We start from the raw sequence: 12,046 nt of genomic DNA, 5'->3' as shown, positions 1-12,046 counted from the left end.
CACGTCCTGGCGGCCCGACTCGAAGTCCTAGGCTCGAAAACCTTGTAGTGCCCTGCGGCGCCAGGCTGGGTTAACCCGTCCTGGCGATGCTGCGACGATCTGCCGACCTCCGTGCGGCTGCCCGCTCCCTGCCTGGAATGCCCGCCGCGCACGAAGGCGCGCAAGCGGCAGCCTCGGCTTTGCGGGGCGGCACGCTCTTCGGCAGTCATTCAGGCAGGGGAGAAAGGCGCCGTCCGGTGGAAGTCCGGGTCGACACCTGTTACTGCAAGCAGGGTCCGTACCAATCCGCGGCTCGTGCGCAAGTGGCTGATCTGGCTGCAAATCAGGCCGCGGGCGTGGCCATGTGCGACCAGCAAACTGCACGAAGCACGGAGTGGCTGGTTGCAAAATGCCTTGCCGCTTCGCTTACCCGCACCCGAGGTGGCAAACCGGCGAGCAAGGCGAGCACGCGCTCTGCCACGGCCCCCGTGGAGGCCATCCTGCGCCCCTGCCGGGCAGACAATTCCCGGCTCACTTCGACGGATGCGCCTTGACCAGTTCCTGGGCCATCTCCAGGTGCTGCTGCAGAACCGGCAGGGTCTGCTGGGCGAACGCCTTGATCCGGGTATCTGCGGAATTGTTCGCCGCATCGGTGAACAGCTTCACCGCGTCTTCGTGGGCGCCGACCTGGTTGTTGGCGTAGGCGGCGTCAAAGGAGTCGTCACGCACATCCAGCACCTTGGCCTTGGCCTGGTCGACCATCGCCGGGGAGTCGGCGAGCTCCAGCTTCTGTTGCTGGGCGATGACCTTGAGCTCCTCGCCGGCCTTGGTGTGGTCGTCGATGATGTGCTGGGCGAAGGCCTTGACGTCATTGGACTGGCTCTTCTTCAGCGCCAGCTTGGCCGCGTCGATCTCCGCCATGCCGGCGGCGGAGGCCTGGCTGACGAAGTTCTGCGCCTGGGAATGGGGATCGGCGGCCAGCAGCGGGCCACTGAGCAGCAGGGCGGCACTGACGATTGCGCCGTGGAGCAGGGTGGTGGTTTTCATGGGGTTCTCCCGGTCATTTAACTGGCCTCGCCAGGCGAGGATTACAGGGTTGATCCGGGGGCGTGGGCGGGGGTTCAGGTTTTTCCGCCAGTGGCGGCAATGCCAGAGGACAAGCCGTCTGGCGGCAGATTGGGTAGGATGGCGGCGCCTATGCTTTGCTGAATGAGCCAAGGGAGCGAAGACTTCATGCCCGATACCATCGCCAGCACCGCCCAGCTCGTGGAGGATGCCCGCTACCGCCTGCTGGTCGAGGCGGTGACCGACTATGCGATCTACATGCTCGACCCCGATGGCCGGGTCAGCAGCTGGAGTTCCGGCGCGCAGCGCCTGAAGGGCTACGCCGCCGACGAAATCCTCGGGCAGCATTTTTCCCGCTTCTACACCCCCGCCGACCGCGAGGCCGGCCTGCCCGAGCACGCCCTGGGCGAGGCGGCGCGGGTCGGCCGCTACGAGAGCGAGGGCTGGCGGCTGCACCGCGACGGCAGCTCGTTCTGGGCCCACGTGGTGATCGACGCCATCCGCGACGTTTCCGGCGAGCTGCTGGGGTTCGCCAAGATCACCCGCGACCGCACCGAGCAGCACGAGACCGAGCAGGCCCTGCGGCGCAGCGAGCAGCACTTCCGCCTGCTGGTCAACGGCGTCACCGACTACGCGCTGTACATGCTCGACCCCCAGGGCAACGTCACCAGCTGGAACCCGGGCGCGGAGCGGATCAAGGGCTACTGCCCGGAAGAGATCATCGGCCGCCGCTTCGACTGTTTCTACGGCGAGGACGACCGCCAGGCCGGGATTCCCCAGAGCAGCCTGGATACCGCCCTGGCGGAAGGCCGCTATGAGGAAGAACGCCAGCAGATGCGCAAGGACGGCTCGCGCTTCTGGGCCAACATCGTTATCGACCCGGTGTTCGACGACAGCGGCAAGCTGGTGGGTTTCGCCAAGATCACCCGCGACATCACCGACAAGAAGCGCGCCCAGGAGGAGCTGGAGCGCGCCCGCGACGAGCTGATCCAGTCGCAGAAGATGGAGTCCCTGGGCCAGCTCACCGGCGGTGTCGCCCACGACTTCAATAACCTGCTGACGGTGATCCTCGGCGGCCTGCAGCTGCTGGAGCGCCAGCTGCCGCGCGACAACGAGAAGGTCCAGGGCATCTGGCGCAACGCCCTGGAAGCGACCCGCCGCGGCGCCCAGCTGACCCAGCGGATGCTCGCCTTCGCCCGCAAGCAGCGCCTGTTCCCGCAGCCGATCCAGCTGCCGGCGCTGCTGCAGGACATGAGCGAGCTGCTGGTCAGCTCCCTCGGCCCGACCATCAGCCTGGAGACGCGCTTCCCGTTGCAACTGGATTGCGTGATGAGCGATCAGAACCAGCTGGAACTGGCGATCATCAACCTCGCCACCAATGCCCGCGACGCCATGCCCGGCGGCGGCAGCATTACCTTTTCAGCGCGCAACGAAGTAGTCGGCCCGCAGCAGAGCGGCAAGCTGGCAGCGGGGAGCTACGTATGCCTGGCGGTCACCGACTCCGGCCAGGGCATGGACGAGGACACGCTGCGCCGCGCCGCCGAACCCTTCTTCACCACCAAGGCCACCGGCAAGGGCACCGGGCTGGGGCTGTCCATCGTCCATGGGCTGGCCCAGCAGCAGGGCGGCGCTCTGTTGTTGCGCAGCGCGCCGGGCCAGGGCACCACGGCGGAAGTCTGGTTGCCGGCGGTGAAGGTCAAGGCACCGGCCGAGACGGCGTCGACGGCAACAATCGAACAGCCCGACAGCGCCGCGAGCGGCCCGGTGGGCCTGCGCGTGCTGGTGGTGGACGACGATGCCCTGGTACTGGCGGGTACCGCCGCGCTGCTGGCCGACCTCGGCTGTCAGGTCGGCCGTGCCGACTCGGCGCGGGTGGCGCTGCAGCTGCTGGACCAGACCAGCTACGACCTGCTGATCACCGACTTCGCCATGCCCGACATGGACGGCATGCTGCTGATCCAGCAGGTACGACAATCCCATTCGCGCCTGACCTGCGTGCTCACCACCGGCTATGCCGGGCGCCTGGACACCCTGGCCGAATCGGTGCTGCGCCTGCCCAAACCGTTCGACCGCGACCAGTTGCTGGCGCTGCTGCTGCAGGTGAAGGCTGCCGGCTAGAAAAAGCGAACCTCCGGCGGCACGGCGCAGCCCAACAGGTGACTGCCCTGTCCCGGAGGATTCGCCATGAACGTCCAGCCCCACGCCCAGCAGCCAGACCCGATGCAGCCGCCGCCCGATCGCGAGAGCCAGATTCCCGAGGATTTCCCCGAGGAGGTGCCCAACCAGCAGCCTCCCGAGGAGCCGCTGCCGCGCCCGGAGCAATGACCTTCACCCCGCAGGGCTCCAGGCCGGAGCCATGCGGGCCGGCCCGGGCCGGATCGCGGATGAATCCGCTCTTCAGGCGTTTTCGTAGGAGCGCACTCCGTCCGCAATTTTCCGCAGCGCGCGCAGGGTAGCTGAAGGGCCCCAGCGCGTTGAAACGTGCGCAGGGGGGAAGCTACTCCTGCAGATATTCCCCCGCCCCGGCCATCGACTGGCTCCACAACTCGAGAAAGGCGAACGCTGTGGTCAGCAGAGCGAGGAAGCCCAGGGCGAGGATGCAGCTGGAGTAGAAGGCCGCACTGCGTTGTGTCAGGCGCATGTAGATGGGCAGGCCGAGGAACAGCAGCCAGCCCGAATAGGCCGTTGCCGCGACGGCGGCGAGGAGCAGCAGCCAGCGCGAGGGCAGCAGCGCAGCGATGCCGGCCAGCATCAGCGGCAGCGCCACCGCCGTGGAAAAGCCCATGCTGCGGTTGACGTTGGGCCGCACATCGGTGCGGAACAGGACCCAGCGCGTCAGGTAGGCGATGATCACGATGCCGGCCACCAGCCCGACGTAGCACCAGACCGCCAGCAGCGCACCGCTGATGCCACTGAGGAACTGGGTGGCGCCATTGCCGGGCAGGCGCCAGCCGACCTGGGTGGTGCCGATGAACAGGCAGACCGCCGGGATCAGCGGCATCAGCAGCCAGAACGGCAGGTAGCTGGCCGGGTGCTCTTCGGTGTTCTCGCGCAGCTCGTGCCATGCCCGCTCGGGATGGGAAAAGAAATGGGTCAGGGGAAAGATCATGGAATGCTCCTCTGGTCCGGGAGGCTCCTCCGGCCTCGGAAAGGGATCACGGGCGTTTCGGCTCCCGCGCCGGTCGCAGGCCCTCGGCGACTTCCATCTCGATCAGCGAACCGGGGTCCTCGTTGCCCGGATCGTTGATCGGCGACAGCTTCAGTTGCGGGTCGTCGATGGCCGGGTCGAGCCCGCCCTGGGGCATCAGGCCTTCGCTGCGGGACGGGCAGTCGAGCAGCGGCAGCAGCTCCTGCTGGAACTGCAGCTGCTGCTCTTCGGAGAGCGCGGCGAAACCGTGGTTGAGGATGTAGCGGGCGAGTATCTCGCGGCGGCTGTCGGATTCCGGCGCACCTTCATCCAGCAGTCGCTGCAGGCCCTGGTTGAGTTCAACGTCTCGATGATCGTTCCAGCCCATGTGGGGCACCTCCGATAGCTGATGTGAGATGTCTGACTTGAACAGGCGACTCGGCGAAACCGCGGCATCAGCCACGTTCCCGGAAGACTGCCCGCCGGCCGGTGGTGTTCAGCGTCGGGGACGAATGGTCGGCTTAGGCCTGGAGCAGGCTGTCCATGGGGTGACCCAGGCGCTAAACCGGCTCTGGCCTGACGCTGGCGAGCCGCCAGCTAGTCGCGGCTGACCACGCGGTTGCGCCCCGCCTGTTTGGCGCCGTACAGGCGCTGGTCAGCGAGCTTGAGCACGGCGTCCGGGGTGGGTGCCCGGGTGCCCAGGTCGGCCACGCCGATGGACAGGGTGACCTGGCCGACCAGGGGAATCGGCGTCGCCGCCACCGTCTCGCGGATGCGCTCGGCGATGCTGGCGGCGCTGTCCAGGGAGGTGTCGGGCAGCAGCAGGACGAACTCCTCGCCGCCGGCGCGGCAGGCCAGGTCGTCGGCGCGCGAGCTGTCGCGCAGGATCGCGGCCACCCGCCGCAGCGCTTCGTCGCCGCTGTCGTGGCCCCAGGCGTCGTTGACCTGCTTGAAGTGGTCAATGTCCAGGGCCAGCACCGCGAAGGGCTGGCCGGACTGCTCCAGGGCCGCCAGCGCAATGCCCAGCGCCCGGCGATTGGCCAGCCCGGTGAGCGGGTCGCTCTGCGCCTCCAGGCTCAGCCGGCCGAGCTTCTGCTGCATCAGCCCGACGCCGGTGAGCAACGCCGCACGGATGGCCGCCGCCTCGCGGTACCAGGTACGGATGCCTTGCAGCTCGCGCGGGGTGTCCGGGTCCGACAGCTGCTCGGCGCTCTGCGCCAGCTGACGCAACGGCCGGGTGATCAGCAGGGTGCCGGCCCAGATCGCCAGCACGCCCAGCAGGCTGGCCGGCACCAGGCCGAGGAACATGTCCTTCATCAGCAGGTGCAGCGGCGAGAGGCTCAGGTCGCGCGGCTGCTGGGCGACCACCGCCCAGTTGGCTTCGGGCACCTGGGCATAGCCGGCCAGCATGGGCACGCCCCTGGAGTTGCGGATTTCCATGGAGCCACTCTCGCCGCGCAGGGCGGCGTCCACGGTGGAGCTGTGGCCGAGCAGCTCGCCGACGCGCTGGCGCTCGGGGTGGTGCAGCAGGCGGCGGTTGGCGTCGGCGACGAAGGCGAAGGTGCCATCCTGCTGGAAGTGGCTGCCGATGATGGTGTGCAGCACGCTGGGCTTGAGGATGTACACCGAGCCGCCGACCAGCCCCAGGTATTCGCCGCTGGGGCTGATGACCGGCTGGGAGATCAGCACCACCAGGTTGCCGGCGATGGACACGTAGGCCTGGCTGACATTCGGCCGCTTCAGCCGCAGGGCTTCCTGCACGCTCTCCGAGCGCAGCGTGGTGCCGACCACCTGCAGCGAGTCGGGGTAGGCCTGCAGCACCTTGCCGCGGGCATCGACGATGATGATCGAGTTGAAGAAGGTGTCCTGGGCCTGCAGGCGCATGGCTTCGGCGTGCAGCACCGGCGGCTGGTCGAAGTGGTTGGCGAGGATGCCGGAGCTGTAGGCGAGGTTGCGCCGCGCCGAGTTGAGGAACTCGCTGATGCTGGAGGCGACCTTGGCGGCGTAGGCGCGGTTGGCTTCCAGGGTGGAATGGATCAGCGCGCTGCGTTGCACCTTGTAGGCGACGAACAGGCTGTTGCCCAGGGTCGCCAGCGCGGCGAGCAGCACGAAGGCCAGGATGAGGGTGCGCAGTGTCAGCGGTTGGCGGCTCCAGCGCTTCATCGCGTGGCCTGCCGGGGCCGACGCGGAACTTCAGTCGGGTTCTGATCCATGGAGTGGCCGGTTCTGGTGAAGGACGTGCAGCCTATCCGTCGATCCTCGACGGTGCGAGTTTCAGGATAGGCAGGCTTGGCGCGTCCGTCACATTGCCGGCGTTCAGTCGTCCAGGCGGATCAGCGCGTCGAGCAGGCGGGCCAGGTCCTGCTCGTCGTTACCGGCGTGATGCGCATGACTTCGCCAATGGCTTGGGCGCTGCGCGCCGCGCCGATGGCTCAGCCGCGGCGCTCGCGGTGCATCAGCCAGAGGAAGTACGGGCAGCCGATGAACGCTGCCAGCAATCCCGCCGATACCGGCCAGGGATAGGCGATGTTCCGTCCCAGCCAGTCGGCCACCACCATGATCAGCGCGCCGGCCACCGCGCTGAGCAGGATCTGCGGCGCCGCACGGCGCACGCCGAGGTGGCGGGCGATGTGCGGGCCGATCAGGCCGACGAAGCTCAGCGGGCCGACGATGATGGTCGCGGTGGCGGTGAGCACCGCGGCGGTGAGCAGGATCGCCAGGTGGCTCAGGCGCAGCCGCATGCCCAGCGCAACCGCAGTGCCGTTGCCCAGCGTCAGCAGGTCCAGCGGCCGCGCCAGCAGCAGGCTGGCGCCGATCATCAGCGCGCCGACCGCCAGCCCGGTGCTCGCCGACAGCGCATCCACCTGGTAGGTCGACCCGGTCATCCAGCTCATCATCGCCGTCATGCGCGGGTCACCGCTGGCCAGCAGCAGGGTGCTCAGCGAATGCAGCAGCGTGGTCAGGCAGACGCCGGTGAGCAGCAGGCGCTCGGCATTGAAGGTTTTGCGCCAGGCGAACCACAGCAGCAGGCCGAGAGTCAGCAGCGCGCCGAGGCTGGCTGCCGGGACCATGTAGGCCTGCGGCTGCGGCATGACCAGGAACAGCACCAGCACGGCGATCGCCGCGCCCGAGGTGGCGCCCAGCACTTCCGGGCTGGCCATGGGGTTGCCGGTCAGGCGCTGCACCAGCAGGCCGGCCACGGCGAGCATGGCGCCGGCGGCCAGTGAGCCAAGCACGCGTGGCAGGCGCCATTGGGCGATGGCATCACTGAGACCGGCGTCGCCCCAGTGCCAGCCGTTGGCGTCCACCGCGAAGTAGATCGCCGGCAGCGTCAGCAGGGCGAGCAGGATCGCCGCGCCGATGATCAGCCGCCACGGATGCTCGCGCTGCGGCCTGGCCGGCGCCGGCCGCGGGATGATGCCGCCGCTGCGCTGGCGGCCGAGCAGCCACAGCAGCAACGGCACGCTGAAGACGCCGGTGAGGATGCCGGCAGGAATTTCCCCGGCGAAGCGCGACAGTTCGCGGGCGATCTGGTCCACCACGCAGAGCAACGCAGCGCCCAGCAACGGCGCCCAGATCAGCCGCTGCTTGAGCGTGCGCGCACCACAGAGGCGGGCGATGGCCGGGGCGGCAAGGCCGACAAAGGCGAGCATGCCCACGGCGCTGGTGACGAAGGCACTCAGCGCCACGGCGACAGCCAGACCCAGCACGCGGGTGCGCCGCAGGTTCACACCCACCGCCGCGGCGCCTTCGTCTTCCAGGCCGAGCGCCGCCAGTGGGCGCACCATCAGCAGCGCGATGACCATCGCCACCGCCAGGCGTGGGGCAAGATAGAGCACGCCGTCCCAGCCGCTCTGGTTCAGCGAGCCGGCCTGCCAGAGCAGCAGGTCGATCAGGTAGTCGTGGTTGAACAGCACCAGCAGGGCGTTGAGCGATACGCAGTAAAGGCTGATGACCATGCCGGCGAGGATGAAGCGCAGCGGCGACAGCGTGCGGCCCCAGGCGAAGGCGAACAGCAGGCCGGTGGCCAACGCGGCGCCGGTCAGGGTGACGGCTTCCAGACCATGTACCAGCAGGGTTGGGGCGAAGATGGTGGCCGCCGACAGGGCGAGGTTGGCGCCGGCCGAGACGCCCAGGGTCACCGGCTCCGCCAGCGGGTTACGGAGTATCTGCTGGAACAGCGTACCGGCCAGGGCCAGCGCGGCGCCGGCCATCAGGCTGACCGCCAGGCGCGGGAAGAAGCTGAAGTGCAGCAGCACCTGGCGCACGTCGTCCAGGTCCGGCGCCCACAGTGCCTGCCACCACAGGTCGCGGGGCAGGGCGCCTTGCAGGCCGTGGAACACCAGCAGGCCGGCGAGCAGCGCCAGCACGAGGGTGCAGATCGCCGGGCCCATGGGCAGGCCGCTGCGCGGGGCGGCGAGGCCGAGGGTCGATTCAGACATGGGCTTGCTCCGTGGCGCTGTCCAGGTAGGCCGCGATGCGTTCGGCGAGGTCGAGCACCGAGGCGGCGCCGGCATAGGGGTAGAAGCGCTGCAGCGTCAGGGTGTGGCCCTGGCGTACGGCGGGCAGGTTGGCCCACAGGTCATTAGGTTGGCGCAGGCTCTGCAGGCGCGCCGAAGTCGTCGGGATGTCGACATAGACCAGGTGCGCATCCGGGCGCTCGGCCAGGCGCTCGATGCTGACCATGGCCAGCCCCACCGGGCCGACCGGGCCTTGCCAGGCGTTTTCGACGCCGAGGCGGTCGAGTACGTCCTGCACCATGCTGTTCCTGCCGTAGACCGCAGCGTGGCGGCCGTCCTGGTTGAGCACGGCGACGCACACCGGCGGTAGGGAGCGGTTCGCCAGTCTTGCGCGCAGTTCCGCCAGGCGCTGCTCGCCTGCGGTGATGTAGTCGGTGGCAACCTGCTCGACACCCAGTCGGCGCGCCAGGTCGTTCATGAAATCGGTGGTGGCTTTCCAGGCGCCCTCGGCAGCCGGGTAGATGGCGACTTTCTCGGTGGGCGCAATGCCGTTGAGTCGGCGCTGCAAGGTCGGCGTCATCGGGTCGCTGAGGATCAGCTGCGGTTGCAACTGCTGGATCAGTTCCAGGTTCGGCTCCCAGTACGGCCCCACGTCACGCACGCTGTCGGGCAGCGGCAGGGTCGGCATGCGTACGCGGTAGTAGCGGTCGTCAGAGATCGCCAGGGGCGGCACGCCCAGGGTCAGCAGCGTTTCGGCGGCGACCCAGTTGAGCGCGACGATCCGCGTCAGGCGTTCGCCGGCGAAAACCGGCAGGCCCGAGGCGCAGGCCAGCCCGCCGATGGCGAGGCCCTGCAGCAGGTGGCGACGGGTGAGGGACATGCACTACTCCTCGCGTGAAACAGGCTTCAGGAACAACCGGCCCTGGAAACAACAAAAGGCCCCCTGCGAACAGGGAGCCCGGGAACAGCAGGCGGAGACGGCGTGCACCGGCCTCCGTCGCTGCCTTACCAGCTGTACTTCACGCTGGTCATGACGGTGCGGCGCAGGCCGGGGTAGCAGGAGATCGGGCTGTCGCAGGTGGCGGCGTACTCTTCGTCCAGCAGGTTCTGCGCGTTGACCGAGAGGGTCACGTTCTTGTTCAGCGGGTAGCTCACGCCGGCGTCGAACAGGGTGTAGTTGTCGACGTGGTAGGTGTTGGCGTTGTTGCCGTACAGCGAGCCGGTGTAGCGCACGCCGCCGCCGATGGAGAGGCCGTCGACCGCGCCTTCGTGGAAGGTGTAGTTCAGCCAGCCGTTGGCCATGTGTTCGGGCACGTTGGCCGGGCGGTTGCCTTCGTTGCCGTCGTTGCTCTTGGTGATCTTGGCCTTGGTGTAGGTGTAGGAGGCCAGCAGGTCCCAGTTCTGGTCCAGCTTGGCTTTCAGCTCGGCCTCGATGCCGCGCGAACGCTGCTCGCCGGTCGGCTCGCTGAAGCCGGTGGGTACGCCGTTGGCGTTGAGCTGGGTGGTGAGGATGTTCTCCTTGGTCAGCTCGTAGGCGGCCAGGGTGATCAGCAGGTTTTCGTCGGGCTGGAACTTCACCCCGGCTTCGTACTGATGCGCCTCGCTGGCCTTGAACGCGCCGCCGTCGGAGGTGATCCCGGAGTTGGGCACGAACGACTCGGAATAGCTGACGTAGGGCGCCAGGCCGAAGTCGGTCAGGTAGGTCACGCCGACGCGGCCGGTGAAGGCGTTGTCCTTCTGCATGCTGTGGGCGCCGGTGTGGCTGTCCAGGTCGTTGCGCACGTAGTCGTAGCGGCCGCCGGCGGTGAGGATCCAGTGGTCGTCGAACTTGACCTGGTCCTGGATGTAGCCGCCGACCTGTTCGATGTTCTGGTCGTAGTCGATGGCCTGGCCGGGAAGGGTGGTGTCCTTGGTCGGACGCTGCACGCTCTGGCCGTATTGCGGGTTGTCCAGGTTCAGCGACGGGCCGAGGGTACGCCAGCGGGCGATGTCGGCGTCCTGCCAGCTGTAGTCGACGCCCATCAGCAGGGTGTGCTTGATGGAGCCGGTGTCGAAGTTGGCCTGGAACTGGTTGTCCAGGTTGAAGGTGTCCAGGTGCTGGTCGAAGCGGTCCGCGGTGCGGATGATGTTGCGGCCGACCTGGGCCTGCGGCAGCAGGTTGGCGAAGACCAGGTCGACCTGGCCGTAGCGCGCGTTCTGGCGGAATTCCCAGACATCGTTCAGGCGGTGGCGGAACTCGTAGCCCAGGGTGTACTGGTCCTGGCTGAAGTGGTTGTAGCTGTGGTCGCCCAGCAGGGTACCGGTGGTGTGGCCGTTGATGCTGTAGTCGAAGATCGAGCCGGAGTTGCGGTCACGCAGGAAATCGGTGAGCACGGTCAGGCTGGTGTCTTCGTCCGGCGCCCAGGTGAAGGACGGGGCGATGTAGTAGCGGTCGTCCTCGATCTCGTGGCCGTCGTCGTACTCGGCCTGGGTGTTGGCGTCACGGGCCAGGCCCACTACGCGGTAGAGGAACTGGTTCTGCTCGTCCAGGGCGCCGCCGAGGTCGAACTGGCCCTGCTTGCGGTCATGGTTGCCGCCGGTCAGCTGGACTTCATTGATGTGGTTGGCGGTGGGCTTCTTGCTCACGCGGTTGACGATGCCGCCGGCGTCGCCCAGGCCGAACAGGCTGGAGGACGGGCCGCGGACCACGTCGATGCGCTCGAAGGCATAGGGCTCGCTGCGAAAGTAGGCGTAGTTGTTGTTCTGCTGGCGCAGGCCGTTGAGGTAGTCGCTGGTGGCCTGGGCGTTGAAGCCGCGGATGTACATCCAGTCGAAGCCTTTCGGGTCCAGGCCATAGGCTTCCACCTTGACGCCGGGCACGTAGCGCAGCGCTTCGGTCACGGTCTGGGCGCCCTGGGCGTCCATCTGCTTGCGGGTGATCACCGAGATCGACTGGGGAATTTCCAGCAGCGGGGTGTCGGTCTTGCTGCCGCTGGTGGAAGTGCGCGGCACGTAGCTGTCTTCGCCTTCGATGGTGCCGGTGACGACCTGCGCGGACATGTTCAGGGTATCGCCGCTGGCGGAGTCGGCGCCCAGCAGGGTCACGCGGCTGCCTTCGACCTGGTACTTGATGCCGGTGCCCTGCAGCAGGCGTTCCAGTGCCTGGGTGGGCTCCATCTCGCCGCGCACACCGGGAGCGCGGAGTTTCTGTACCTGGGTCTGGTTGAAGACGATCTGCAGGTTCGACTGCGCACCCAGGCTGGTGAGGGCGGAAGCCAGGGACTGGGCCGGGATGTCGATGCGGACCGGCGCGGCGTGGGCGGCGGTAGCGGTCAGGACCATGCCCAGGGCCGTGGCGCGGACCAGGCGGGCCAGCGGTTTGACCGGGTGCTGGGATTGCAGCGCAGTGCGGGTGCGACTCACTTGTTTTGCTCCT

At 68.1% G+C, this 12,046-nt stretch carries 9 protein-coding genes; 2 read left to right on the top strand and 7 right to left on the bottom strand.

Annotated features, from left to right (window positions below; genetic code table 11):
* Positions 1-510 precede the first annotated feature (510 nt).
* The gene (locus tag HNP46_RS17965; RefSeq protein WP_184591459.1) at positions 511-1,026 is read right to left on the bottom strand and encodes a DUF4142 domain-containing protein; all 516 of its coding nucleotides are present in this window, start codon (positions 1,024-1,026) and stop codon (positions 511-513) included.
* A gap of 186 nt (positions 1,027-1,212) precedes the next feature.
* On the opposite strand from HNP46_RS17965, the gene HNP46_RS17960 reads away from it, so the two are divergent.
* The gene (locus tag HNP46_RS17960; RefSeq protein ID WP_184591455.1) at positions 1,213-3,162 is read left to right on the top strand and encodes a hybrid sensor histidine kinase/response regulator; all 1,950 of its coding nucleotides are present in this window, start codon (positions 1,213-1,215) and stop codon (positions 3,160-3,162) included.
* A 66-nt stretch (positions 3,163-3,228) separates the two neighbouring features.
* Positions 3,229-3,369: a hypothetical protein gene (locus tag HNP46_RS17955; RefSeq protein WP_184591453.1), complete on the top strand. Its 141-nt coding sequence runs from the start codon at positions 3,229-3,231 to the stop codon at positions 3,367-3,369.
* Positions 3,370-3,541: 172 nt separating this feature from the next.
* Here the strand turns inward: HNP46_RS17955 and HNP46_RS17950 are convergent, their stop codons facing one another.
* From HNP46_RS17950 to HNP46_RS17925, 6 genes are all read right to left on the bottom strand, one after another.
* Positions 3,542-4,153 (bottom strand): Yip1 family protein, encoded by a 612-nt coding sequence (locus tag HNP46_RS17950; protein WP_184591451.1) that lies wholly within the window; start codon positions 4,151-4,153, stop codon positions 3,542-3,544.
* A gap of 46 nt (positions 4,154-4,199) precedes the next feature.
* Complete coding sequence (locus tag HNP46_RS17945; RefSeq protein ID WP_184591449.1) at positions 4,200-4,559, bottom strand: hypothetical protein; 360 nt, start codon at positions 4,557-4,559, stop codon at positions 4,200-4,202.
* Between the two features lie 209 nt (positions 4,560-4,768).
* Entirely contained in the window at positions 4,769-6,334 is a 1,566-nt protein-coding gene (locus tag HNP46_RS17940) for a sensor domain-containing diguanylate cyclase (RefSeq protein WP_184591447.1), read from the bottom strand.
* Positions 6,335-6,603: 269 nt separating this feature from the next.
* Positions 6,604-8,613, bottom strand: a complete 2,010-nt coding sequence (fhuB, locus tag HNP46_RS17935) for a Fe(3+)-hydroxamate ABC transporter permease FhuB (protein WP_184591445.1) — start codon at positions 8,611-8,613, stop codon at positions 6,604-6,606.
* On the bottom strand, positions 8,606-9,511 hold the full coding sequence (locus HNP46_RS17930) for an ABC transporter substrate-binding protein (protein ID WP_184591443.1): 906 nt from the start codon (positions 9,509-9,511) through the stop codon (positions 8,606-8,608). The genes fhuB and HNP46_RS17930 overlap by 8 nt, the downstream gene beginning before the upstream one ends.
* A 125-nt stretch (positions 9,512-9,636) precedes the next feature.
* On the bottom strand, positions 9,637-12,033 hold the full coding sequence (locus HNP46_RS17925; RefSeq protein WP_184591441.1) for a TonB-dependent siderophore receptor: 2,397 nt from the start codon (positions 12,031-12,033) through the stop codon (positions 9,637-9,639).
* Positions 12,034-12,046 lie beyond the last annotated feature (13 nt).

It is taken from the genome of Pseudomonas nitroreducens, from assembly GCF_014204515.1.
GTDB lineage: Bacteria > Pseudomonadota > Gammaproteobacteria > Pseudomonadales > Pseudomonadaceae > Pseudomonas > Pseudomonas nitritireducens_A.
This window is presented reverse-complemented; position numbering and strand designations above follow the sequence as displayed.

Bases quoted from the DNA above. Each gene is read 5' to 3' on its own strand.
- HNP46_RS17965 (WP_184591459.1), bottom strand. From the start codon at position 1,026: ATGAAAACCACCACCCTGCTCCACGGCGCAATCGTCAGTGCCGCCCTG.
- HNP46_RS17960 (WP_184591455.1), top strand. From the start codon at position 1,213: ATGCCCGATACCATCGCCAGCACCGCCCAGCTCGTGGAGGATGCCCGC.
- HNP46_RS17955 (WP_184591453.1), top strand. From the start codon at position 3,229: ATGAACGTCCAGCCCCACGCCCAGCAGCCAGACCCGATGCAGCCGCCG.
- HNP46_RS17950 (WP_184591451.1), bottom strand. From the start codon at position 4,153: ATGATCTTTCCCCTGACCCATTTCTTTTCCCATCCCGAGCGGGCATGG.
- HNP46_RS17945 (WP_184591449.1), bottom strand. From the start codon at position 4,559: ATGGGCTGGAACGATCATCGAGACGTTGAACTCAACCAGGGCCTGCAG.
- HNP46_RS17940 (WP_184591447.1), bottom strand. From the start codon at position 6,334: ATGAAGCGCTGGAGCCGCCAACCGCTGACACTGCGCACCCTCATCCTG.
- fhuB (WP_184591445.1), bottom strand. From the start codon at position 8,613: ATGTCTGAATCGACCCTCGGCCTCGCCGCCCCGCGCAGCGGCCTGCCC.
- HNP46_RS17930 (WP_184591443.1), bottom strand. From the start codon at position 9,511: ATGTCCCTCACCCGTCGCCACCTGCTGCAGGGCCTCGCCATCGGCGGG.